A 23243-nucleotide genomic window follows, 5' to 3' on the forward strand; every position below is an offset into this window, starting at 1 on the left:
GCGATGATGCCAGGCCTAAGGCCCCTGCGTCACCACTCTTTGGATCTTCGCCACCTCATTCAAGACGTACCAGACTTTCCAAAACCTGGAATTCTCTTTCGGGACATCAGTCCCCTGCTGCGTGATCCCGATGGCTGGGATGAAGTGATGCGACAGCTAGGAGATCTCTGCACAGAACTCAAACCCGATTTAATTGTCGGAATCGAATCACGTGGATTCATTGTGGGAACAGCGTTAGCAACGAATCGGAAAATCGGCTTTGTTCCGGTTAGGAAGCCTGGCAAATTGCCTGGTGATGTTCTTGGCATCGACTATTCCCTGGAGTACGGCAGCGATCGGCTCGAGATTCATGCGGATGCTCTGCAAGGTGATCCCCGTGTCTTATTGGTGGACGACCTTCTGGCGACTGGAGGAACTGCAAGAGCCACAGTCGAGTTAATCGAGAAAGCTGGTGGCGATCTGGTGGGATGTGGTTTTGTGATCGAATTAGCCGCTCTCGGCGGGCGGCAGCAACTTCCAGTTGAGATACCAGTGAAGTCACTGATTATCTACTCCTGATCATTTTCCCAATCGAGAACCTGCTGATACTGAGCCAAGCTGAGTAAACCGAAACTCCAAAGCACGACCGGCAGAGGTGCTTGCTCAAGTTCTGCCTGACGCAAGCCCAAGTTCAGAGCGTTCTCGCTAAGGCCGAGTTTCTGTTGCAAAAACTGCAGTAACTGGGGTGAGAATGAGGGCTGCGGATGGCTACTGATCACCATTTAACCAACTGCAGTAGACGATCATTCTGGCAACAATCTGATGACTGTGATCGGTCCATCTGTCATGGCCTTCAAAAGCAACTGACGCAACAACGAGAGGCGAGCCAGAAGAAACATCAGCGGCAGTCGAACCATCAGCAACAGGATGTTTCGACTGGAGAAAAAGCGCACGATCAGATCAGTAAATAAACCAACCAACACGAGATCAAAAATGCGCTTGCGGGCATAGACCTGAGGCAACTTCTCAACAGGCAACTTGCCCTCATCGACATTCTTCACAAGGTTCATCAACGTGCTTACGTCACGCCAACAAAGATTCAACCCTTGTCCTCCGACAGGGTGACAACGATGCCCCGATTCACCCACAAGGACGCCACGACCTCGCTGCAAACGAAAGGCAAAGGCGAGTTGGAGAGGGAATGCCGCAGGACGATCCAAGAGCACATCTGGCTGAAGGCCATCTGGTAACACCGCAGCAAGATGATCAAGAAAGCACGAAGGAGACAGACCAGCACGTTCTTGGCATCGTCTCAAAGGACCACTCCAAACCATCTGGAAGACCTCACCTCCCATTGGCAAGACAGCTAGAGGACCTTCAGCACGAAAAAGCTCATATGCCATCAAATGATCAGCACCCCGAAGCAGCACCTTGGCGGTTAAACACCCATTTTGATAAGGATGGTTCCAAGTGTTGATACCCCATGCCTGGCGGGTAAGAGATCTCGGACCATCAGCCGCAACAACCAAATCGTGCCCATCGAGATGATGATCATCAAACCTCCCCAAATTCAAAAGCACCTTTGGAGATGTCTGAAGACGATCAATCAGCAATTCCATTAATGGTCGATGGTCAAGAATCCAGCCGACGGCACCGTGAAGCTGATTTTGGCTGGAAAGATCATCAACCTCAAAATAGGTATGACGATTCAGCTCCTGATCATCTAGCCGCAATCTTGTAAATGGAGCGAGATGAGGAATCAGTGAGGCCCATAGATCAAGTGATTGAAGCAATCGCCTTGATGAATGCGTAAGCGCATAGGCTCTACTTCGTGCTGGCAACTCTTCAACTGTTAAGGGGTCACAGAGGGTGACGCTGTTACCTAGCCGAGCAAGAGCAAGCGCCAAAAGGGTCCCAGTGGGACCAGCGCCAAGGATCTTCACTCGTATGTCAACTGGCAAAGACCCTTTTGCTGCAGAGTGGAACCGGTTCAAGTGGTCAACCAGAAAATGAGAAACAGATCACTAGTGATTTTGCTGCAAGTTCGCCAATAGCTGTGAATTGATCAATCATGTTCTAAAGCTCCTCAAAGCAGTTTCCCAACCATCTCTGCAAAAAGTGAAGGGCAATGCAATATCCCTGAGCATGGCGAAGCCTCCACAGAGATGTTAACTGGCAGGCACCCCCCGGTATTTCAGTGGCAAATCCTAAAAGTGTTCAATCGTAAAAAGTATTGATTGATCAACCATTCTCTTGTTGAGAACCTCAGAGCAATCGAGTAATTGTATAAGTCAAACGAACGATGCCATTTGCACTCCTAAGACTTTTCAAGCTAGTGGCAAGAAAAATCTCTTAGCGCGATTCAGCTGGTCTGGCGAGCAAAACGCAACTGACACAGCTCCTCAAATGCAGGCCTTAGCAAAAAGGGATACTCCCCGACCCACAACCGCTGCCCTGGTAACCATGCATCAGTCAGTGCAGCGATACGGCTGAAATCCTTGCGATCGCTCAGCACAAGGCAACGAATGAGAGATCCAGCTCGGATGAACTGATGCTTCTTGGACATCGGAAAGCTCAGTTGACCCAAATATCCATCTTCATCCTCTAACTCAAGAACAATCCAAGTACGTCTGTTCTCAACAAGCTCCAACTCTCCAAGCTTGTTCGCTTGCTCATGACGGTCCAGCACTCGTTCACGGGTGAACACATTGGCCACCTCACCTTCGAAGATGGCCGCCGCCGGATAACGACGAAGGCCTGCATTGCGCTGACCCGCTTCAACGATTGGGCCCCAAAGCACATAAAGCAGAAGAGCCACTCCAACAACAAGCCAGACAGCACCCCATCGACTCGCCAGCTGACTCTGACTAATCAATAATGTGATCACACCTCCAATGGCGGCGATCATGACCCTCTGCAGAATCTTGCGAGGGTTGCCAAGGGCCGCTGCAAATTGATTACTGGTGGCCACTGCAGGGATAAGCCTCTGAAGCTCTCCTGGACGCAAAGGGACCAACATCGACACGCAAATGAATTTCAGATGAGGCGTTCAAGGCCATAAACCAGACCTTGAAGCTGTCGCACCTTACGAACGGTTAGCAACACACCTGGCATGTAGGCCGAACGATCAATGGTGTCGTGCCGGAGTGTATAGCTCTCTCCAGGAGCTCCGAACATCACTTCCTGATGGGCAACCAATCCAGGCAGACGAAGCGAATGGAGTCTTAAGCCACTAGCTCGTAAGCCACCACGGGAACCAGTCAGCGATTCATGCTCATCAACTTCAGGCGAATTAAAACTTTTACCGAGCTCCTCCATCATCTCTGCAGTTTTGATACATGTGCCACTCGGAGCATCAGCCTTACGGTTGTGATGCAGCTCAGTCAGTTCTGCATTGTCATAAAAGCGTGCAGCCGCTGCTGCTGCCTGTTGCAGTAAGACCATGCCAACAGAGAAATTTGGAATCACAGCGCCTCCCATCGACGCTTTTGCTGCAAATTCACTGAGATCAACCAACTGCTGATGTGAGAGTCCTGTGGTTCCTATGACCGGATGAACCCCATAGGCAAACGCCGCCCTGGTGTGCTCATAAACCACTGAAGGATGTGTGAAATCAACAAGCACAGCGCCTTGTCCAGGGCCAGTCCTATGAAAAGACTGGCTGACAGAACAAAGACAAGCCTCAATGTCGGACGTCAAAGCAACATCAAGAACACCAATTCCAAGCTCCTCGCCTATCTCCACACCTTCCTTGCCTGGCGTTGTGTCGACTGCACCAACCAACTCACAATCCGAAGCGAGATGAACAGCTTTGATGACTTCAGCCCCCATGCGGCCCAGTGCGCCAGCAACCACAACAGGAATCAACTCTGGAGGGACTGAGGTCATGGGAGGGCGATCGCTGAATAAAGCCTATGGGTCGACTCATGTAACACCCAGGCAGCGAACTTCACGCTGAGCCCCAGACAACCTAGGCTTCATCAAATTACTTTGCAGTACTCCAATGTTCACGCAGGTTCGCTCAGCCGATCGCCGAGTTGCTCCTGCGGAGAACCACAGCCATCAAGCTGTCATGAAAGCGGTGTATTTGGTACTCGAACCTCAGTACCAAAGTGCGCTTTCCCAGGCCGCAAACAGCCTCAATGCACAAAATGGAGCCATTGGCGTTGAACTGAGTGGTTACCTCATCGAAGAACTGCGCGATCCAAGCAACTTTGCAGACTTCCAAGCCGATGTAGCCGAAGCCGATGTTTTTATCGCCTCGCTGATTTTCATTGAAGACCTAGCTCAGAAAGTGGTGGACGCTGTCACCCCCCATCGCGAGCGGCTCAAAGCCATTGTTGTTTTCCCTTCCATGCCGGAGGTGATGCGGCTCAACAAGCTTGGCACCTTCACAATGGCCCAGCTGGGACAGAGCGATAGTGTTATCGCCAACTTCATGAAAAAGCGAAAGGAATCAAACGGTGCTGGATTCCAAGACGCAATGCTCAAACTATTAAATACACTCCCCAACGTTCTTAAATATCTGCCAGTTGATAAAGCACAAGATGCAAGAAGCTTCGTGCTCAGCTTTCAATACTGGCTAGGAGGTACGCCAGACAACCTGCGCAACTTCCTATTAATGCTGGCGGATAAGTATGTCTTTCCAGCGACAGAAGGGGAAGATCGTCCAAAACTAGACATCGTGGAGCCAGAGATCTTCCCAGACCTGGGCATCTGGCATCCGATGGCCCCGTCGATGTTTGAAGACCTCAAGGAGTACCTCAACTGGACGACCAGCCGCACGGATCTCTCAGAGAAAGCCCACAAAGGCCCAATGATCGGTCTTGTCCTGCAGCGAAGCCACATCGTCACTGGTGATGATGCCCACTATGTCGCTGTCATTCAAGAGCTTGAGTTCCGTGGTGCACGTGTCCTCCCCATTTTCTGCGGTGGGCTTGATTTCTCTAAGCCTGTCAATGCCTTCTTTTTCGACCCAGTCAACCCTGACCAACCCCTAGTCGATGGGGTGGTTTCCCTCACTGGATTTGCCCTTGTGGGTGGCCCTGCCAGACAGGATCACCCCAAGGCTATCGAATCTCTCAAGCGCCTTAGCCGCCCTTATATGGTTGCGCTCCCGCTTGTCTTCCAAACAACTCAGGAATGGGAAGTTAGTGACTTAGGCCTGCATCCAGTTCAGGTTGCACTACAAATCGCCATCCCAGAATTAGATGGAGCCATCGAGCCAATCGTGCTCTCTGGTAGGGATGATGCCACTGGCAAAGCCCACACACTTCAAGACCGGGTTGATGCGATTGCTGAACGAGCAATCCGTTGGTCATCTCTAAGAATCAAGTCAAGAGCTGAGAAAAAATTAGCAATTACTATTTTTAGTTTCCCTCCAGATAAAGGCAATGTTGGCAGTGCTGCATACCTCGATGTTTTTGGTTCCATCCATCGTGTTTTGGAGGAAATGAAGGCTCAGGGCTACGACATCCAAAACCTCCCCAAAGACTCCAAAGCACTGATGGAGGCGGTAATCAATGATCCTGAAGCACTAGAAGGAGCACCAGAACTGGCCATTGCACACCGTATGAGTGTGGCTGAGTACGAGCACCTGACACCTTATTCAGAGCGCCTTGAAGAAAACTGGGGCAAGCCGCCAGGAGAACTCAATAGTGATGGTCAAAACCTACTGATCTATGGACGTCACTTCGGCAACGTCTTTGTAGGCGTTCAACCCACCTTCGGCTACGAAGGAGACCCAATGCGCTTGCTCTACTCAAGAAGCGCCAGTCCTCATCACGGCTTTGCTGCTTACTACACCTATCTCGAAAAAATCTGGAAAGCTGATGCTGTGCTCCATTTTGGCACCCACGGCTCTCTCGAATTCATGCCAGGCAAGCAGATGGGCATGAGTGAAACCTGCTATCCAGATTCATTGATCGGAGGGCTGCCAAATCTTTATTACTACGCAGCGAACAATCCCTCCGAAGCAACGATTGCAAAAAGGCGTGGTTATGCCTCCACAATCAGCTACCTCACTCCTCCAGCAGAAAATGCAGGCCTCTATAAAGGCCTCAAGGAACTGGGCGAACTGGTGGGGTCCTACCAGCAACTGCGTGAAGGCGGTCGTGGTGTGCAAATCGTCAATACCATCATTGAAACCGCACGCCAATGCAATCTTGATCGCGACGTAGACCTGCCAGAACAAGACTCGGCAGAGCTAGATCTCGACCAACGGGATGCCGTTGTAGGCGCGGTGTATAGCCAATTGATGGAAATCGAGAGTCGCCTTCTGCCATGTGGACTTCACACGATCGGCAAACCACCCACGGCAGAAGAAGCGATAGCAACACTGGTAAGCATCGCCGCCCTTGAACGTGAAGACGATGGTCTTCGTTCGCTTCCTGGGCTGTTAGCAGAAGCGATAGATCGCAAAATAGAAGATATCTACAAAGGAAATGATGACGGCATTCTTGCTGATGTAGAGCTCAATCGCACTATCACTGAGGCATCTCGTGTCGCCGTTAGAGCGATGGTGCAATCTCTCACGGGACGAGACGGACGCGTGAATATGAAAGATAATTCCAACTGGTATTTGGATTGGTTTTTTAATCTACTTCAGCGTTTTGGTGTAACACGCCCCAATGCATGGTTGCAAGCCTGTAGAAAAGCTGGATTCGGCAACATTGATTCCATTGAGCTTGACAAACTGTTTGCTTATTTGCGCGGTTGCCTTGAAAAGATATGCGCAGACATGGAAATGCAGAGCCTTCTGCGTGCCCTCGATGGAGAATATGTGCTTCCTGGTCCAGGTGGAGACCCAATTAGAAATCCAGGGGTTCTGCCAAGTGGCAAAAACATTCATGCTCTCGATCCACAGGCCATTCCTACCAGAGCTGCCGTTGCTGCAGCAAAAGGAGTCGTCGATAAATTAATTGAACGTCAACGCCAAGAACAGGGCGATTGGCCAGAAACAATTGCCTGTGTTCTTTGGGGTACAGATAACATCAAAACCTACGGCGAATCACTTGCGCAAATTCTCTGGTTTATTGGTGTAAATCCAGTACCAGACTCTGTAGGCCGTGTTAACAAGCTAAAACTCATTCCCCTTGAAGAGCTTGGTCGACCAAGGATTGATGTGGTTGTGAACTGTTCAGGAGTATTTCGAGATCTGTTTATCAACCAAATGGCATTAATCGATCAAGGCGTCAAGATGGCAGCTGAGGCCGATGAACCACTGGATCAAAACTTCGTACGCAAACACTCCCTTGAACAAGCAAAGGCACAAGGCACAAGCCTTAGGGATGCCGCTTGCCGTGTATTTTCTAATTCAAGTGGAAGTTATAGCTCAAACGTAAATCTTGCAGTAGAGAACTCAACATGGGAAGAAGAGAATGAACTTCAAGAGATGTATCTTTCACGCAAGACATTTGCTTTTAATGCTGACAACCCAGGAGAGATGAACCAAAACAGAGAAGTGTTTGAATCTGTGATGAAAACAGCAGATGTCACATTCCAAAACCTTGATTCTGCTGAAATTTCACTTACTGATGTCAGCCACTACTTCGACTCAGACCCCACAAATTTAATCAAGGGTCTTAGAGATGATGGCAAAGCTCCAACGAGTTACATCGCAGATACAACAACAGCAAATGCGCAGGTCCGCTCTCTGAGCGAGACGATTCGATTGGACTCCCGTACAAAGTTACTCAATCCAAAATGGTATGAAGGCATGGTCAACTCAGGCTATGAAGGCGTTCGCGAAGTCGCCAAGCGCCTGAACTTTACCCTCGGATGGAGCGCAACTAGCGGACAGGTAGATAACTTTGTCTACGAAGAGTCAAACGAAACCTTCATCAATGATCCAGAGATGCGTAAGCGTCTCATGGAACTTAATCCACATAGTTTCCGTCGTATTGTTGGTACCTTATTAGAAGTTAATGGCAGAGGATATTGGGAAACATCTGATGAGAACATCCAGCAATTGCAAGAGCTTTACCAGGAAATAGAAGATCGAATTGAAGGAGTAACAACTCCAGACAACCAATCATCTGGCGAATGATTAAATAGTAACTAAAGCCCCTATTACCACAGCCTTCTAGCCATTTGAAGGGTCTGATGGATTGGGCCCACATCATGCACTCTCACCATTGCCGCCTTCGCCTGCAGACAACGGCAGGCCACGGCGGCAGTACCCCATAGACGAGCCTCTGGGTCCGGTTGGTGCAAAACATCTCCGATGAAGCGTTTCCTTGAGGGCCCAACTAAAACAGGGAAGCCTTCAGAGCAAATCCTCTCTAGATGCTTCAACAAAATCAGATTTTGTTCAGTGGTTTTAGCAAAACCCAAGCCTGGGTCCCAAATCAACTGTTCAGATCGGATACCAGCCGCCAAAGCCTGTTCCGTTCGACGAAGTAGTCCAAGACGAACCTCTTCAATCACATCGCTATAAGTAGCGAGTTGATCCATGGATTGACTGTTGCCACGGCTATGCATCAACACATAGGGACATCCTGCTTCGGCAACAACCCTCAGCAACTCAGGGTCACGCCTGCCGCCGCTGACATCATTAATCCAATCTGCACCTGCTTGCAGAGCCGCCTCCGCCACCTCCACAAGGAATGTATCCACAGAGATCAACGCCTGCGGGTGAGCTGCACGTATTGCATGAAGAGCAGGCATCATTCTGTTCAACTCCTCGTGCCAGCCAACCTCCTCGGCCTTAGGCCTCGTGCTCTGAGCACCAAGATCTAGTACATCAGCCCCTTGCTGTATAAGAAGAGTTGCCTGTGCGAGGGCACTAGCAGGCTCTAGATAATTGCCACCATCGCTAAATGAATCGGGCGTGATATTAATCACACCCATCACATTCGTTCGCTGTCCCCAACCCTGAGGCCAAGGAGATTTAACTGGTTTGATAATTGGCAATGCGAGCAAAACTCTCTGGGTCAAGGGAAGCACCACCCACCAACACTCCGTCGATATCACTCATTGCCATCAACTCATCAATATTTCCTGGTTTGACCGAACCGCCGTACTGAATGATTAGTTCTGAAGCCCCGACCCAACGACGAATGAGGCCACAGATACGATTCGCCTCCGATGCTTCGCACGTCTTGCCCGTGCCAATGGCCCAGATGGGCTCATAAGCAACCACAAGTTTGTCTGGATCGGTGTCTTCCAGTCCCTGTTCCACCTGTCGTCGAATCACACGCTCAGCCTCTCCTCGTTCACGCTGCTCATCACTTTCACCCACGCAGACAATCGGGATCAGACCATGCGCTTGGGCTGAACGAGCACGACGGTTGATCTGTTCATCACTCTCACTGAAGTATTTGCGCGGTTCACTATGGCCAACAATCGCGTATCGCACTTGATGCTCCAGAAGCATCGTTGGCGAAACCTCTGCGGTATAAGCACCATCATCCTCCCAATGCACATTCTGGCTTGACAATTCCAGACGACTGCCGCCTACGGACTCTGCCATTGAGGAGATAGCGGTGAATGGTGGGGCAATCACTACATGACGATCATTGGGAGTGGCTTCGATTAATGGCAGGAACATGGCCGTGTACTCCCGTGCCTGAGCACAGGTCATGTGCATCTTCCAGTTGCCAGCGATCACGGGTTTACGCACGCTCGGGTCCTCTGAAGTTCCGCAGGGGCTAACTTACGGCCCTGTCGAAGCATTGCCGACAAAGACCGCCTCATCTGTGCCCAATCGAACCCGGTTGCCTGAACTCAAATGGAGGCCACGCCTTGTTTCAACAGAGCCATTGACAAACACCTGCCCTGACTGGATCAGCTGTTTCGCCTCGCCTCCAGTGGCCACCCAGCCCTGCCATTTAAGAAATTGATCCAACTTCATTGAATAAGCAGAGCGTTCACGCAACTAGTGTGACTCGATGTTTTCCTCCTCCGAAGCCGGCTTCCGCAGACTGCTTCCCCTCTTACGCCCTCACCTGCGCAGGCTGATCTGGGGAGGTGTGTGCATGCTGATTTACGTAGGATGCTGGCCGCTACTGGCATGGCTTGCTGGGCAGCTGATTCCAGCGATCGGGGCAGGCAAGCTGGCCCAGGTCGTCCAAGTGATTGCCATAGCACTCACTGTTTTTCTGGTTCAAAAACTGGCTCAATTCGGACAGGACACCATGCTTGCCGGGCCAGCATTGCGAGTGAGCCAAGACCTGCGTCGTGATTTGTTTGCACAGCTGCAACAAGTCGAACTAGGGGCCCTCGAGAAACTGTCTTCAGGAGACCTGACCTATCGCCTCACTGAGGATGCCGATCGGGTGGGAGAAGTGATTTACAAGACCATTCAAGACACCACACCAAGTGCTCTGCAATTGGTAGCGGTATTTGGCTATATGGTTTTTCTTGACTGGCAACTATCACTAGCCACCCTGCTGCTAGCGCCAATGGTGGCGATCTTGGTAAGCCAGTTTGGTGCCAGAGTCATGAGAGCTGCCGAACGCAGCCAGCGTCAGGTGAGCGATCTTGCAGGGCTACTTGGCGAAGCAATCCAAGGGTTGCCTTTGGTGAGAGCCTTTGCTGCAGAACCCTGGCTTCAGAAGCGCTTTGATGCCGAAGTTGATCTTCATCGTCAAGCGCGATACCAAACCCTGCGTCTGCTCGCTCTACAGCATCCTGTCGTGGGCTTCATCGAAGCCGCTGGCATCCTCACAGTCTTGGCGATTGGTGCCGCTCGGATTCAAACCGGCGGAATGGATGGGCAAAGTTTCAGCAGCTATGTGGCTGCCTTGCTGATGCTGATCGATCCCATTAGCCACCTCACCACGAATTTCAATGAATTCCAGCAAGGCCAGGCCTCACTACGACGCCTGCGAGAAATTGAACGCGAACCACAGGAACCTCCTGACATTGACGAGGCTGAACCACTGGGTCGCTTAAAAGGTGATCTAGTGCTTCGTCACGTCAGTTTTGCCTATGTCAATGAGAAACAGGTGCTACACGATCTGTCTCTAGAAGTGAAGGCTGGCCAGATCGTTGCACTCGTGGGTCCATCTGGTGCTGGAAAGAGCACTCTGTTTTCATTACTTTTACGCTTCAACACGGCCCAGCAAGGAAAGATTCTTCTAGATGGTCATGAGCTCAGCCAGGTCAAAGCCCAGGAGCTAAGACATCAGGTGGCCTTGGTGCCGCAACGAACAACAGTCTTCTCTGGCAGCGTCGAAGAAGCCATTCTTTTCGGTCGAAATGTGAGTCAAGAGAAGGTCAAAGAAGCAGCAATCCTTGCCAACGCTCACGATTTCATCATGTCCTTACCGGAAGGATATTCCACTCAATTGGAAGAACGCGGCACAAACCTTTCTGGTGGCCAACTGCAACGCATCGCCATTGCCAGAGCCGTACTCGGCAATCCAGCCGTGCTGCTGTTAGATGAAGCCACTAGTGCGCTGGATGCCGAAGCGGAAGCAGCCGTACAACTAGGTCTTAAACAAGCTATGCAGGGGCGAACTGTTCTAGTGATAGCCCACCGTCTTGCAACTGTTCAGGAGGCCGATCATATTGTTGTACTAGAAAAAGGGCGAATCTGTGATTGTGGCAATCATGACGAACTAATGAGTCGAGCTGGTCGCTACAGGGATCTCTGCGAACGACAAATTATTCGCGATAGAAAAAGAGACTGTCCGAGTCAATAAGGGATACGAGCCGCCAGGGCAAATTCCTACGATATGATTTTAGGTGAGCTATAGACAATCTCATTCTCATGCTTTAGAAAGAGCTGGATAACCTTTTGGTGAACGAATGCCTCCGAAATGGCCCTTCGGAAGGTCCGAAAGCACAAATGCCACTCAAGAACAGAACTCACCTCCGATGACTGACTCAGCAGCAAACAAGCCTGATCCCGTACTCACTTTTGAAGGCAAGCGCTACGACCTGAATTCATTACCAGATGAACTGAAGGAACTAATCCGTGGCATGCAAGTTGCTGATGCCCAACTACGCATGCACGAAGACACCCTAAAAGTTTTGGCAGTAGGTCGTCAGACTCTGGCAATGCAATTGAATGAAAAGCTCAAAGACGTCACCCCTCTCCCAGACGCATCTTGACTTTCTTTTTCCCCATACCTTACTAACCCTTTTTCAATTAATAGCGTCTCTGCAGCTAATGGATGTTCCTAATATGATCATCTATAAATTCAATCTGACTAGGCAAATCCACGAACAATTAAGTTCGCAAACAATATCCTAGGCCTGCCGTCTTCAGCTTAGTGATGCAGGCAATATTGACATTGTCTTCTTATTTTTTTTACAAAATCAATCTCAGCAAAGTTACCAGCCATTGAGATATTTTCTTGCCTAATAAGATGGAGACAGCATTACCAACAAGCAATGCCAAAGCTCCAACAAAGACATAAAGTCCACACCTAGCATCATCAATCTAGTTGTTAGCGAGATAATGATGATAATTACTCAACCAATCGTAAATTTAACTTTTTCCTTTTTTACAATAGTCTTAATTGTACCTAAAAACAGACGAGCTTAAAAGAATTATTATCTTCTACCGCAAAATGAACAGAATTAGTTTACCAGTCGAACAAAGGTTGCATTATTAGTCTCAAATCAATTGGCAACCATTGTCACTTATTTTAAAGCTGCTCAAGCTCTACGAACTTAAACAACTGCCGTTCAGCAGCCATTCCAGCAAAAGCATCTTTTTCCACTAACCTTTCACTCAATACCCATAAACCATCATCAGCCAAGGGCACAAAAGTATCAGTGAATTGACTGATGCCACTGGTAGGCTCGTTTGTTTTTGGGTCGTGGTATTGACTGCTGTATGTATGACTTAGGTAGCCATAACCTGTATTCGTCGTACTTTTTGTAAAAATGGTCACCACTGTTCCATGAATATGGCGATGAACCATCGTCACCACATCATTTTTGATGCGATAACGATCACCAAGATTTTTACCTCCAACGATCACTTCTAAGCCAACATCATCGTTATCACCTGCGGTAAAAGTGTTTTCACCATGGGTCTTTTCAAAACTGCGTCGTACTCGATGTATGGCAACTTCCCATAGCTGGGAAGAGACAGCCTTGGCGATCAATTCATCTTCTATACCATCAATATGGGCCTTGAGATCCGCCCCCAACTCAAACTGCCCTTCCACGACGCGATCATCCGTGACCCACAGACAACGACCCCGATAACCAGAAAAGACCGGATCCCAGGTGTAGCGATTGTCATAAGCCGCCTGAAATAGTTCTCGACAATCACTACCAGGAGCCAAAACAATAGGGGAAGCGTTAGCGATCACGGCAAGAATTTCAGTTGAGCAAGCCTAATGGGAGATCAAACATGGATGTCTTGAAGGGCCGCTACGGATAATGACTGTTGCTGGAGTGCCGTGATTCCCTCGACAGCGGCTCGTGCTCCAGCAATCGTCGTAAGGGTAGGCACGGAGTAATCAAGAGCTGCTCGTCGCAAATATTTGTCGTCATGAGCGGCCTGACGGCCAATAGGTGTGTTGATCACCAACTGAATCTGACCAGAGCGAATCAAATCTTCGATATTGGGACGTCCCTCATGAACCTTAAGTACTGGCTGAACGTTCAATCCAGCCCGATTAAGGGCTTGAGCAGTTCCGGAGGTGGCCGTGAGATCAAAGCCAAGTTCAATCAGCCTTTCAGCGACAAGTATTAGCGCTGGCTTATCCCGGTCATGAGTAGAGAGAAAGACAGTTCCACGAATTGGGAGGGAATCACCAGCTGCAATTTCAGACTTGGCAAACGCCATGCCAAAACTGGAAGCTGAACCCATCACTTCTCCAGTGGACCGCATCTCCGGGCCAAGCACCGAATCGGCCCCAGGGAAACGACGGAATGGCAATACGGCTTCCTTGACAGACTGAAGAGGCGGTTGAGGCTCATGCGTAAGTCCAATAGCCGCCAAGGTCTCTCCTGCCATGAGCCGAGTGGCGATCCTGGCCAGGGGTACTCCTGTGGCTTTAGCCACAAAAGGAACGGTACGAGAAGCACGAGGATTGGCCTCGATGATGAACACTTGTTCATCACCCGCTTCATCCCGCTGGACAGCGAACTGCAGATTGATCAACCCCTGAACTTTGAGCGCAAGGGCCAACGCTTCACTCCAGAGACGAATCGTGCGAAGGGCTTGCTCACCAAGAGAGATGGAGGGAAGGCAGCAAGCGGAATCTCCAGAATGAATTCCAGCAGGCTCAATGTGTTCCATCAAACCGCCAATCACGACAACTCCATCAGAGTCACAGAGAGCATCAACATCAACTTCCACAGCATTTTCCAGATACTGATCGATGAGCACTGGATGATCAGGTTCGACCTGAAACGCTTCAGCCATATAGCGATTCAACTCTTGTTCATCAAACACCACCTCCATGGCTCGGCCTCCAAGCACATAAGAGGGACGAACAACAACGGGATAACCAATGCGAAGTGCTACGGCTCGGGCATCTTCCTCACTGCGAGCCAAGCCATTACGAGGCTGGCGAATTTGAAGCTGCCGCAGGATCGCCTCGAACTGTTCACGATCTTCAGCCCGATCAATTGATTCTGGTGATGTACCCCATATACGTGTGCCTGTTGACTTTCCGATCGAACTCTCTAGCCAACGAAGCAAGGGAATCGCCAACTTGAGTGGGGTCTGACCACCAAACTGAACAATGACACCATTAGGCCGTTCAGCCTCGATCACATTGAGTACATCCTCAAGAGTAAGAGGTTCGAAATAAAGTCTGTCACTAGTGTCATAGTCAGTGGAGACAGTTTCGGGATTACTGTTAACCATCACAGTGACAAATCCCTTGCCCTGCGCAGCAAATGAAGCATGGCAACAGCAATAGTCAAACTCAATTCCTTGGCCAATGCGATTAGGACCGCCGCCAAGAATCATCACTTTTGCGCGGCTGTCTGTAACGACCTCAGTTTCCGGCTCAAGTTTATACAATTGGTCATCAGAATCAAGACGGTACAGGGGTCGCTCATACGTTGAATAATGATATGGAGTAGTAGATGAAAATTCAGCAGCGCAAGTATCGACTGTCTTAAAAACAGGTTTGATATTTAACAGTTCACGATGTGCACGTACAGCGAGCTCGTCAGAACCTGTCGCCCAAGCAATCTGACGATCGGAATAGCCAAGCTGCTTCAAGCAGAGTAGAGACTCCTGATCCAATTCATCTAATGCGCGGCCATGCAGATGCGTTGTCTCAATATTAATCATGTGGCGTAATTTGGCTAAAAACCAAATATCAATTTTGCTCAAATCGTAAATATCATGGTCACTGCGTCCGGCCAACATCGCTGTTCTCACTGCCATGATCCGCTCAGGAGAAGGCGTGCGCAACAAACGCTCAATTTCTGTAGGCGTAAATTCTGGCTCTTGACGATCACAACCCCAACCAGCCCGCCCAATTTCTAGAGAACGCATCGCTTTCTGAAAAGACTCTTCGAAACAGCGACCGATCGCCATTGCCTCTCCCACAGACTTCATTGCCGTAGAAAGAACAGCAGGGCTGCCCTTAAACTTCTCAAATGCAAATCGTGGAATCTTCGTGACGACATAATCAATTGTGGGTTCAAAACACGCTGGTGTCTTACCCGTGATGTCGTTGATAATTTCGTCAAGGGTATAACCAACAGCAAGACGAGCAGCAATCTTGGCAATTGGAAACCCCGTGGCCTTACTTGCCAGCGCTGATGATCGACTAACGCGCGGATTCATTTCAATAACAACCACCTCGCCATCATCTGGATTGATCGCGAACTGAATATTGCTACCCCCCGTAGCAACACCTATCTCACGAATAATGGCAATGGATTGATCTCTAAGCCTCTGATACTCACGATCGGTGAGAGTTTGCGCAGGAGCAACAGTGATTGAATCTCCTGTATGAACACCCATTGCATCGAGATTTTCAATGCTACAGACGATCACAACGTTATCCGCCAAATCACGCATCACCTCTAACTCGAACTCCTTCCAACCCAACAACGACTTTTCGATCAAGATCTGAGAAACCGGGCTGGCATCAAGACCGCTTTTGCAGATCGCTGCAAATTCTTCAGGGTTGTAAGCAATGCCACCACCACTGCCACCAAGAGTGAAGGCTGGTCGGATGATGCGCGGAAAACTATTAATCACTTCACCAACCTCTTCTGCCTCCTTGAGGCTGGAAGCAATCCCTGAAGGACAAACGTTGACGCCTATACGCTCCATCGCCTGCTTAAACAGCTGGCGATCTTCGGCCTTTCGAATTGCAGCTAGATCTGCACCGATCAACTCAACGCCAAAACGTTCGAGTGTGTGATTTTCAGCCAATGCCACCGCCAAATTAAGAGCCGTCTGGCCGCCCATGGTTGGCAGCAACGCATCAGGGCGCTCTAACTCAATGACGCGAGTCACCACCTCGGGTGTGAGCGGCTCGATATAGGTGCGATCAGCCATCTCCGGATCCGTCATGATTGAGGCCGGATTGGAATTCACCAACACCACCTCAAAACCTTCATCCCGCAAGGCCTTGCATGCTTGAGTGCCGGAATAATCAAATTCACAGGCCTGGCCAATCACGATCGGACCTGACCCCAGCAGCAGGATGCGACGCAGATCAGACCTACGGGGCATGGAATTTCGGGTGTTGGCCAAACGCGACTAGCTTCCCATGCAACGTCAGAGATAGCTCAGGAAAAACACCCAGGCGCCATGTAGTCGCTAGCTTGATGAGTACGGAGAGAGATCAAGACCATGAGCGAACTCCAGCGCCTTAAGGGGCAGCTGCCGCCAGAGATGCAGAGCTGGGTGTTCGTGGAGGCGGCAGCAGCGGTAGATCCACCGCTCATCACCCTCGAGGAAATCGGACGCGATGAGGTCGAGATCCAAATCGATCTCGAACAATGGGACAATTTCGCGCTCGACCATCGCAACTTGCTCTTTTGGCATGAAGTGGGTCGAGTCCAGAACGACACCATTCCTCGCGATGGCTGGGAAATGGCTGCTCTAGCCATCGGCCTCGGCGGTGCAATTGGTGAACTCTGGGTTCAAGACGGATTGTTGCTATTAATGGCCCTAGGTCTTTCGGGCTTCGCTGGATATCGGCTCTATTTAAAGAACAACTCTGAAAAGCGGCTTCAGGATGCAATCGCTGCCGATGAACGGGCTATCGATCTGGCCTGTCGTTTTAATTACAGCGTGCCGAATGCCTACAAGAGCCTCGGGGGAGCGCTAAAGGAGCTTGTGGAACAAACCCGCAAAAAGAAGAAGCGAAGCTTCTATGAAGATCGATTGGAAGCCCTTAGAAAAAGTGCTGGAAAAGCTCGAGCAGAAATGGCTGAACAGGAAGGATCTCGCCAATCCGTAAGCAGTGAAAACGTCTATGGATAGTGAACAGCTAGCAGAAATGGCCGCTGAGGCCTGCGACGATCGCAAAGCGACAGACATTCAACTGATCCGAATCGATGAGGTCTCCAGCCTGGCGGACTGGATGGTGATTGCCGGAGGACTATCTGAAGTCCAAGTAAGAGCAATTGCTAAATCTGTGGAAGATCGCCTTGAGGTAGAAGCCGATCGATTGCCATTGAGAAGTGAAGGTCTTAATGAAGGGAAATGGGCTCTGCTCGATTACGGCGAATTAATCGTGCATGTTCTACAGCCAAGCGAACGAGGCTTTTACGACCTGGAAGCCTTCTGGAGTCATGGAAAGCATCACAGCTTCATGAGCTCGAATCTCTCTCAAGCATCCTGAGACTTAAAAACAACACTTTGAATGCGTAGCAATTAACACCAACTCGAAGTTCCATTACTTGGTTATTTGGCACGAACCATGGACTTCATCACAAGCTTCATCATCCAAGGGGGCGAGTCTCTGCCAGGCTCTCTGAAGCCCAAAAGTCTGCTTGAGCATGAATCTTCCAACCTGGTTCGGAAGCTCCCAGCGTTCGGGCACAACGCCTCTTGAAGTAAGCCTTAAGCGTGGCTCCAGCGTGGAGTCGATCCATCGCGTGCATGCTGTGGTTTGCGATGGGCGAGGGCGCGTCCTGATGCGAGCGGGTTGTGCAGACTTTGAAACCTTCATCCGTTCAGCTCTAAAGCCCTTTCAAGCACTGCCATTTTTGAGTAGTGGTGCAGCAGAGCAAATGAACTGTGGGGAAAAAGGATTAGCAATCTGCTGTGGATCCCATTCAGGGACACCCGCCCATGCCCGCGAAGCCTTCAGGTTGCTTTGGAATGCCGAGCTAGACCCAAGCCTGCTGCAATGCCCCATTCCAAGGGGAGGCACGAGCCCGCTAGAGCACAACTGCTCAGGGAAACATGCTGGCTTTCTTGCGACGAGCAAGAAAATGGGTTGGCCCCTTGATTCATACCTGCAAGGCAACCATCCTCTGCAAGTGGAAGTGAATCGACGCATAGCCGAACTGCTTGGGCTACCGGCCGACGAGCTCGTAGCTGCCAGGGATGACTGTGGAGCACCAACCCTTCGCCTACGGCTAGACCAAATCGCTCTGCTCTATGCCCATCTCGGGGCATCACGTCAGGCAGAAATGGAACAAGTGATCAGGGCGATGTTGGCCCATCCTGAACTCGTAGCAGGGGAAGGCCGATTTGACACTGAGCTCATGCAACGAGCTCACGGACAAATCGTGAGCAAGGGTGGAGCAGAAGGTGTCCAATGTCTAAGCCGCGTTGGTGAAGGGATGGGTGTGGCGATCAAAGTAGAAGACGGATCCAAACGAGCAAAACACGCTGTAGCGCTCCACCTACTTCGCCAACTTGATTGGCTCACCCCAACCGGACTCCAAGAATTAGAGGAACAGGTATTGCTCATTGCTCCAGGTGTGCAGCTAGAAGTGGCCGGAGCTCTTCGATACCAGGAAACCTAAACAAAGACCAAGTGGCACAAGCCTCAAAAGGTATGCTTTGAGGGTCACCGCGGGGTAGAGCAGTCTGGTAGCTCGTCGGGCTCATAACCCGAAGGTCGGGAGTTCAAATCTCCCCCCCGCCACCACTTAAAAGCCCCTCTCTGAGGGGTTTTTTAATGTCCTGGACTAGGAAGTTCTAAAACTGACAGGAAGGCCCAACCTGTTCTAGTTGCTCCTATTTGCACCCAGTTTTAACGTTTATACCCCCACTAAGTGGGGGTGTACGGAAGGCTAAAAAGGGGCTTTAAGAGGCGCATGGCACAAGGACGACCAAAAAGATCTCAGAGCACTTGGGACCGCCTTGTGGCCGATTTGAAGGCTACAGATGCCTAGCACCTTCTTGCCAATAAGATGCCTGAAAAGGCGTGTAATTGATAAAAGCAGGCTCTGAGAATAGTCATGCGCTACTGAAAAGCTAACCTTCAACTTCTTGCCTCTAGCCAATACCTATATCTCCTCAACTCACTCTCAGAACGTGAACTGTATATCACCATCTCTGATTCCATTTGTTTTTCTAAATCTCACCGCAACCTGATGCCAATCCTCTGGAATTTGATTGAGGCGAATATCCCAAGCCCAAGGCAATCGTTCTTGACCTGGTGAGATCCTCTTTTTCTTGCTTCTAGTTCTTGCACTACTCACGAGCCGATTAAGTATGCGACTACCCCAATGGCACTTGGGAGCGCCTTTGCTCTTGTGGCGATAGCGCTGGCAGAAACGCCAAAGCGATTAGCGCATCAATCCAGAGAAGCAGAGAGCTTACATCCAGAGATAATCTAATAGAGAGGCAGATAGCTTTAAAATCAGAGCTCCATTCACTGAGGCCGTCTGTTCTCAAGCTGTTGTGGAAATTTCATACAATTCAATCGATACTTGAACTCATCAGCCTTAGGCTAGGCTATGCATATGAAAAAGCGACCCAACTAAAAACAAGTGTCAGAAGATCAACTCAAGGCTTTCATCGCCAAAGTTCAAGCCGATACTTCACTGCAGGAACAGCTCAAAGCAGAAGGCGCTGACCCTGTTGCTATTGCCAAAGCTGCAGGCTTCTCGATCACCACAGAAGACTTAAACACTCAGCGCCAAACCCTGTCTGATGCTGAGCTGGAAGGTGTGGCTGGGGGGGGGGGCAATTCCTACGAACCAAACTGGGTTACGGGGCCAAACTGCTGTTACTCTAAGGGAGAGAAGTTCTGTTGATAAAAGGAATGAACTGTTGGTACATCAGCCTACATACCACAGCCTACACACTCAAAGCCCTTGCATTAGCAGGGGCTTTTTATTTCTTCAATGACTTCCCTATTCGCTTAAAACGGCATCCGATACCTGGCACCATTGCCTTGCAGAAAGTTGCCTTGATGTCTTATTCAGCTGGTGCCAATCAGCAATAGTTCTTCGCATTCATCACAAATCTACCTTTAAATCCTTTTGCCCTAAAACTACTTATATTGCCCAACTAATTACCACAGTCTGAGAGTTTGATCTCCATCTCTGATTCCATTTGTTTTTCTAAATCTCACCGCAACCTGATGCCAATCCTCAGGGATTTGATTGAGGCGAATATCCCAAGCCAAAGGCAATCGTTGTTGGCCTGGTGAGATCTTATTTTTCTTGCTTCTAGTTCTTGCACTGCTCACCAGCCGTTTAAGTATGCGACTACCCCAGTGGCACTTTGGAGCGCCTTTGCTCTTATGGCGATAGCGCTGGCAGAAACGTTCATAGCGCTTGGCACAACCATCGAACGTTGCCGAGAGCATTAAAAAGGCATGGCTCCATTCACTGATGCCGTCTGATTGCAACCTGATGTAGTTGAAGTTTCATACAATTCAATCGATACTTGTGCATTCATCAGCCTTAGATTGTGCTATACATAAAGTATAGACAACTACATCTGATGTCAGAAGAACAACTCAAGGCATTCATCGCCAAGGTTCAAGCCGATACTTCACTGCAGGAACAGCTCAAAGCAGAAGGCGCTGACCCTGTTGCTATTGCCAAAGCTGCAGGCTTCTCGATCACCACAGAAGACTTAAACACTCAGCGCCAAACCCTGTCTGATGCTGAGCTGGAAGGTGTGGCTGGGGGGGGGGGCCTGGATACTCGCGATCAATGCGATTCAGCCTATACCATAGTATACTCTGCCTGTGTAGACATACCCTGCTAAGGCACATCACAGTACCTACTACATACCACAGCCTACACACTCAAAGCCCTTGCATTAGCAGGGGCTTTTTATTTCATCAACGACTTCCATATTTGCTTAAAACGGCATCCGATACCTGGCACCATTGACTTGCAAAAAGTTACCTTGATGTCTTATTTAGCAGGCAACAACCACCAATAGTTTTTCGTATTCATCACAAATTTACCTCTAAATCCTTTTGCCCTAAAACTACTTATATTCCTAACTTAATCACCACAGTCTGAGAGTTTGATCTCCATCTCTGATTCCATTTGTTTTTCTAAATCTCACCGCAACCTGATGCCAATCCTCAGGAATTTGATTGAGGCGAATATCCCAAGCCCATGGCAATCGTTGTTGGCCTGGTGAGATCCTCTTCTCCTTGCTTCTAGTTCTTACACTGCTCACTAGTCGTTTAAGCATGCGGCTGCCCCAGTGGCACTTAGGAGCGCCTTTACTCTTATGGCGATAGTGCTGGCAGAAACGCTCATAGCGCTTGGCACAACCATCGAGCGTTGCCGAGAGCTTTAAAAAGGCTGGGCTCCATTCACTGATGCCATCTGATTGCAGCCTGCTGTAGTGGCCATAGTTGGAATAGGGATCAAAGAATCCTTTCCTTACCCCTGCTGCTTTGGGATTGGCATGGATAGTCCTCAAGGTATTCAACTCTCTTCTGTGGTCTTTTGGGTGGATCGGCGTTGAGAAATACCTGGCCTCCCAGAAGTGCCCGCAACGTCCACTCAAGCGGTTCAAGGCCATGGCTGAATACCAAGCGAACCAGTGCATCAACCTGGGTAAATCCTTTGCATCCTCTGGTTTAAGCAGTAAGTGAAGGTGGTTAGCCATCAGGCAGAGCCCATACACCCTCACGGCAAATTTCTGCTGGGCTTTATTGAGCACTGCCAACAACACATCTCGCCTAAGGGCTTTGGCAATCAAGAACTGCCTGCTATTGCAACGCAGCGTGATATGAAAACTGCAGCCAGACGGCAGTAAGCGTTTTGCTCTCACCTTTGCCCTCATTTACTCGAACATCTACAGCATCAGTGCTGTTATTCCACTGATCGCTAAATCACTCGTCGTCTGAGAGCACAGCCAGCGTCACCAAAGCTCTGCGGATAAATGCTTTTGGGCTGACGTAACCCTCGAACCTTCGCGTTGAAGTCTTTTCCATAACTCTCTTGCATCATCAACGTGGTGATAAATCGTCCTGGTTTTTAAGAGATCTGGCTCACCTTTTATTGGTCGACCTTTGATCACTTCGATGCGACGATCCAGATAACTACCACCTAAAACATCTTTGAACTTGAGGTACCAATACCCCTCAGGGTCAGATAGCCAGTGCGTCTGGCCATGACGTGCAGCCCCCAGCATCGAGCGTCATCGGTCAGTACTTATGTCCTACAGCAAGAGCCTCGGAATAGCTAAGGCAAGAGAGCTGATCCCCGGGCCAGAGTAGGGAGGGGGCAAGTATCTCAACCACAGATAGGAACCACAGTCATTTTTTCGGCCCTCTAATACCAATGGATCTGACCATAGTTCTTCGTGCTCATAACCCTAAGGTCGGGAGTTCACCCCCACCACCAAAACAAACACCAGACAGGGCCCCAAAAGGCCCTGTTTTATTGACCTGAACTGCGAGGCTCTAAGACTGACAGGATCCAGCAAACTGTTGCTAAAAGGACAGGAAAAACCCAAATGATCGCCGTAGGCCTGGTAGCTGCGCCTACCAGAACAATCAGACCCCGGTACACTTAAGTGAGAAAAGACAACCAAAAAAAGGTTGACTTACGACAACCTTTATGAGGACCTCCAGACATTGGCCACGAGCAACACCATTTCGTGATCGTTGTCACAACATAAGTCAAAAAAGTTTGGCTGAATAGGGGCAACCAAAGGAGAGCTATGAGCGTTGAGATGGGATCGGCGACCTGCCTGCATCTGATCGAATCAAAAAACCACATCGAAGCAGCAATGGTTGGTGTTGCTCACCTAGGAGACGCTGAGTCTCTAAGGCATCAATTACGTTGCATCCATCGCCAGCTGGAAGGCATGCATGAGATGGAAAGAATCCACGCTGCCACTAGGCTGCCTGTGGTTGAGGTGCTGAAGCCCAGACCCATACGCTGACACCACGCAGCACCCAGCATCGAGATCCGCGAATCAGCACCTA

The 23243-nt window shown here is 49.7% G+C and carries 23 protein-coding genes and 1 tRNA gene; 12 read left to right on the forward strand and 12 right to left on the reverse strand.

Annotated features, from left to right (window positions below; translation table 11 throughout):
• Positions 1 to 39 precede the first annotated feature (39 nt).
• Entirely contained in the window at positions 40 to 558 is a 519-nt protein-coding gene (locus SIB80_RS07915) for an adenine phosphoribosyltransferase (protein WP_063420368.1), read from the forward strand.
• Here the strand turns inward: SIB80_RS07915 and SIB80_RS07920 are convergent.
• From SIB80_RS07920 to dapB, 4 genes are all read right to left on the reverse strand, one after another.
• A complete protein-coding gene (locus tag SIB80_RS07920; RefSeq protein ID WP_011130189.1) occupies positions 549 to 761 on the reverse strand; it encodes a DUF2949 domain-containing protein in 213 nt (70 codons plus the stop codon). The two genes, SIB80_RS07915 and SIB80_RS07920, sit on opposite strands and share 10 nt — an antisense overlap.
• 21 nt (positions 762 to 782) lie before the next feature.
• Positions 783 to 1973 carry an FAD-dependent monooxygenase gene (locus SIB80_RS07925; protein WP_169189851.1) on the reverse strand — a complete coding sequence of 397 codons (1191 nt, stop codon included), beginning with the start codon at positions 1971 to 1973 and terminating at the stop codon, positions 783 to 785.
• A gap of 368 nt (positions 1974 to 2341) precedes the next feature.
• Complete coding sequence (locus tag SIB80_RS07930) at positions 2342 to 2998, reverse strand: hypothetical protein (protein WP_011130191.1); 657 nt, start codon at positions 2996 to 2998, stop codon at positions 2342 to 2344.
• A 17-nt stretch (positions 2999 to 3015) separates the two neighbouring features.
• Positions 3016 to 3867 (reverse strand): 4-hydroxy-tetrahydrodipicolinate reductase, encoded by an 852-nt coding sequence (gene dapB / locus SIB80_RS07935; RefSeq protein ID WP_063414873.1) that lies wholly within the window; start codon positions 3865 to 3867, stop codon positions 3016 to 3018.
• 115 nt (positions 3868 to 3982) lie between these two features.
• Here dapB and SIB80_RS07940 point away from each other — a divergent pair, with 115 nt between their 5' ends.
• Complete coding sequence (locus SIB80_RS07940; RefSeq protein ID WP_063420273.1) at positions 3983 to 8026, forward strand: magnesium chelatase subunit H; 4044 nt, start codon at positions 3983 to 3985, stop codon at positions 8024 to 8026.
• Positions 8027 to 8049: 23 nt separating this feature from the next.
• On the opposite strand, the gene folP is transcribed toward SIB80_RS07940, so the two are convergent.
• Genes folP through SIB80_RS07955 form a run of 3 tightly spaced genes read right to left on the reverse strand, consistent with a single transcriptional unit; the run spans position 8050 to position 9832 of the window.
• The gene (gene folP, locus SIB80_RS07945) at positions 8050 to 8901 is read right to left on the reverse strand and encodes a dihydropteroate synthase (protein ID WP_370520994.1); all 852 of its coding nucleotides are present in this window, start codon (positions 8899 to 8901) and stop codon (positions 8050 to 8052) included.
• A complete protein-coding gene (gene tpiA / locus SIB80_RS07950; RefSeq protein WP_063395962.1) occupies positions 8870 to 9601 on the reverse strand; it encodes a triose-phosphate isomerase in 732 nt (243 codons plus the stop codon). Before tpiA ends, folP begins: the two co-directional genes overlap by 32 nt.
• A gap of 33 nt (positions 9602 to 9634) precedes the next feature.
• Positions 9635 to 9832, reverse strand: coding sequence for an RNA-binding S4 domain-containing protein (locus SIB80_RS07955; protein ID WP_063420274.1), 198 nt, complete (start codon positions 9830 to 9832; stop codon positions 9635 to 9637).
• Between the two features lie 37 nt (positions 9833 to 9869).
• Here SIB80_RS07955 and SIB80_RS07960 point away from each other — a divergent pair, with 37 nt between their 5' ends.
• Both SIB80_RS07960 and SIB80_RS07965 read left to right on the forward strand, forming a co-directional pair.
• Positions 9870 to 11627 carry an ABC transporter ATP-binding protein gene (locus tag SIB80_RS07960; protein ID WP_063420275.1) on the forward strand — a complete coding sequence of 586 codons (1758 nt, stop codon included), beginning with the start codon at positions 9870 to 9872 and terminating at the stop codon, positions 11625 to 11627.
• Between the two features lie 175 nt (positions 11628 to 11802).
• On the forward strand, positions 11803 to 12039 hold the full coding sequence (locus SIB80_RS07965) for a DUF6447 family protein (RefSeq protein WP_063420370.1): 237 nt from the start codon (positions 11803 to 11805) through the stop codon (positions 12037 to 12039).
• A 539-nt stretch (positions 12040 to 12578) separates the two neighbouring features.
• Here the strand turns inward: SIB80_RS07965 and SIB80_RS07970 are convergent.
• Together SIB80_RS07970 and carB are read right to left on the reverse strand one after the other, a co-directional pair.
• Positions 12579 to 13253, reverse strand: a complete 675-nt coding sequence (locus SIB80_RS07970) for a DUF3386 domain-containing protein (protein WP_063420276.1) — start codon at positions 13251 to 13253, stop codon at positions 12579 to 12581.
• A gap of 35 nt (positions 13254 to 13288) precedes the next feature.
• A complete protein-coding gene (gene carB, locus SIB80_RS07975; protein WP_063420277.1) occupies positions 13289 to 16597 on the reverse strand; it encodes a carbamoyl-phosphate synthase large subunit in 3309 nt (1102 codons plus the stop codon).
• Between the two features lie 120 nt (positions 16598 to 16717).
• On the opposite strand from carB, the gene SIB80_RS07980 reads away from it, so the two are divergent.
• The 6 genes from SIB80_RS07980 (at position 16718) to SIB80_RS08005 (ending at position 20279) form a co-directional block, all read left to right on the forward strand.
• Positions 16718 to 17353: a DUF3318 domain-containing protein gene (locus SIB80_RS07980; RefSeq protein ID WP_063400572.1), complete on the forward strand. Its 636-nt coding sequence runs from the start codon at positions 16718 to 16720 to the stop codon at positions 17351 to 17353.
• Positions 17346 to 17714 carry a ribosome silencing factor gene (rsfS, locus tag SIB80_RS07985; protein WP_063420278.1) on the forward strand — a complete coding sequence of 123 codons (369 nt, stop codon included), beginning with the start codon at positions 17346 to 17348 and terminating at the stop codon, positions 17712 to 17714. Before SIB80_RS07980 ends, rsfS begins: the two co-directional genes overlap by 8 nt.
• A 157-nt stretch (positions 17715 to 17871) precedes the next feature.
• A complete protein-coding gene (locus SIB80_RS07990) occupies positions 17872 to 18849 on the forward strand; it encodes an asparaginase (protein ID WP_063420279.1) in 978 nt (325 codons plus the stop codon).
• Between the two features lie 48 nt (positions 18850 to 18897).
• Positions 18898 to 18974 (forward strand) — tRNA-Met (locus tag SIB80_RS07995).
• An 847-nt stretch (positions 18975 to 19821) separates the two neighbouring features.
• The gene (locus tag SIB80_RS08000) at positions 19822 to 20088 is read left to right on the forward strand and encodes a Nif11-like leader peptide family natural product precursor (RefSeq protein ID WP_236066106.1); all 267 of its coding nucleotides are present in this window, start codon (positions 19822 to 19824) and stop codon (positions 20086 to 20088) included.
• 8 nt (positions 20089 to 20096) lie between these two features.
• Entirely contained in the window at positions 20097 to 20279 is a 183-nt protein-coding gene (locus tag SIB80_RS08005; protein WP_063420280.1) for a hypothetical protein, read from the forward strand.
• A gap of 69 nt (positions 20280 to 20348) precedes the next feature.
• Here SIB80_RS08005 and SIB80_RS08010 read toward each other — a convergent pair whose 3' ends face one another.
• On the reverse strand, positions 20349 to 20687 hold the full coding sequence (locus tag SIB80_RS08010; protein ID WP_063420281.1) for a hypothetical protein: 339 nt from the start codon (positions 20685 to 20687) through the stop codon (positions 20349 to 20351).
• A gap of 95 nt (positions 20688 to 20782) precedes the next feature.
• On the opposite strand from SIB80_RS08010, the gene SIB80_RS08015 reads away from it, so the two are divergent.
• A complete protein-coding gene (locus SIB80_RS08015) occupies positions 20783 to 21052 on the forward strand; it encodes a Nif11-like leader peptide family natural product precursor (RefSeq protein ID WP_236066108.1) in 270 nt (89 codons plus the stop codon).
• Positions 21053 to 21301: 249 nt separating this feature from the next.
• Here the strand turns inward: SIB80_RS08015 and SIB80_RS08020 are convergent, their stop codons facing one another.
• Both SIB80_RS08020 and SIB80_RS08025 read right to left on the reverse strand, forming a co-directional pair.
• Positions 21302 to 22093, reverse strand: a complete 792-nt coding sequence (locus SIB80_RS08020) for a transposase (RefSeq protein ID WP_063420282.1) — start codon at positions 22091 to 22093, stop codon at positions 21302 to 21304.
• Positions 22094 to 22171: 78 nt separating this feature from the next.
• Complete coding sequence (locus tag SIB80_RS08025; RefSeq protein ID WP_063420283.1) at positions 22172 to 22444, reverse strand: DUF1651 domain-containing protein; 273 nt, start codon at positions 22442 to 22444, stop codon at positions 22172 to 22174.
• 531 nt (positions 22445 to 22975) lie between these two features.
• Between SIB80_RS08025 and SIB80_RS08030 the strand changes: the two genes are divergently transcribed.
• On the forward strand, positions 22976 to 23200 hold the full coding sequence (locus SIB80_RS08030; protein ID WP_063420284.1) for a hypothetical protein: 225 nt from the start codon (positions 22976 to 22978) through the stop codon (positions 23198 to 23200).
• Positions 23201 to 23243 lie beyond the last annotated feature (43 nt).

It is taken from the genome of Prochlorococcus sp. MIT 1327 (assembly GCF_047304785.1).
Classification (GTDB): domain Bacteria; phylum Cyanobacteriota; class Cyanobacteriia; order PCC-6307; family Cyanobiaceae; genus Prochlorococcus; species Prochlorococcus marinus_D.

Bases quoted from the DNA above. Each gene is read 5' to 3' on its own strand.
- SIB80_RS08005 (WP_063420280.1), top strand. From the start codon at position 20,097: ATGAACTGTTGGTACATCAGCCTACATACCACAGCCTACACACTCAAA.
- SIB80_RS08025 (WP_063420283.1), bottom strand. From the start codon at position 22,444: ATGCTGGGGGCTGCACGTCATGGCCAGACGCACTGGCTATCTGACCCT.
- SIB80_RS07980 (WP_063400572.1), top strand. From the start codon at position 16,718: ATGAGCGAACTCCAGCGCCTTAAGGGGCAGCTGCCGCCAGAGATGCAG.
- carB (WP_063420277.1), bottom strand. From the start codon at position 16,597: ATGCCCCGTAGGTCTGATCTGCGTCGCATCCTGCTGCTGGGGTCAGGT.
- SIB80_RS07965 (WP_063420370.1), top strand. From the start codon at position 11,803: ATGACTGACTCAGCAGCAAACAAGCCTGATCCCGTACTCACTTTTGAA.
- SIB80_RS07940 (WP_063420273.1), top strand. From the start codon at position 3,983: ATGTTCACGCAGGTTCGCTCAGCCGATCGCCGAGTTGCTCCTGCGGAG.
- SIB80_RS07920 (WP_011130189.1), bottom strand. From the start codon at position 761: ATGGTGATCAGTAGCCATCCGCAGCCCTCATTCTCACCCCAGTTACTG.
- dapB (WP_063414873.1), bottom strand. From the start codon at position 3,867: ATGACCTCAGTCCCTCCAGAGTTGATTCCTGTTGTGGTTGCTGGCGCA.
- SIB80_RS07930 (WP_011130191.1), bottom strand. From the start codon at position 2,998: ATGTTGGTCCCTTTGCGTCCAGGAGAGCTTCAGAGGCTTATCCCTGCA.
- SIB80_RS07955 (WP_063420274.1), bottom strand. From the start codon at position 9,832: ATGAAGTTGGATCAATTTCTTAAATGGCAGGGCTGGGTGGCCACTGGA.
- rsfS (WP_063420278.1), top strand. From the start codon at position 17,346: ATGGATAGTGAACAGCTAGCAGAAATGGCCGCTGAGGCCTGCGACGAT.
- SIB80_RS08020 (WP_063420282.1), bottom strand. From the start codon at position 22,093: ATGAGGGCAAAGGTGAGAGCAAAACGCTTACTGCCGTCTGGCTGCAGT.
- SIB80_RS07990 (WP_063420279.1), top strand. From the start codon at position 17,872: ATGAATCTTCCAACCTGGTTCGGAAGCTCCCAGCGTTCGGGCACAACG.
- SIB80_RS08030 (WP_063420284.1), top strand. From the start codon at position 22,976: ATGAGCGTTGAGATGGGATCGGCGACCTGCCTGCATCTGATCGAATCA.
- SIB80_RS07960 (WP_063420275.1), top strand. From the start codon at position 9,870: ATGTTTTCCTCCTCCGAAGCCGGCTTCCGCAGACTGCTTCCCCTCTTA.
- SIB80_RS08015 (WP_236066108.1), top strand. From the start codon at position 20,783: ATGTCAGAAGAACAACTCAAGGCATTCATCGCCAAGGTTCAAGCCGAT.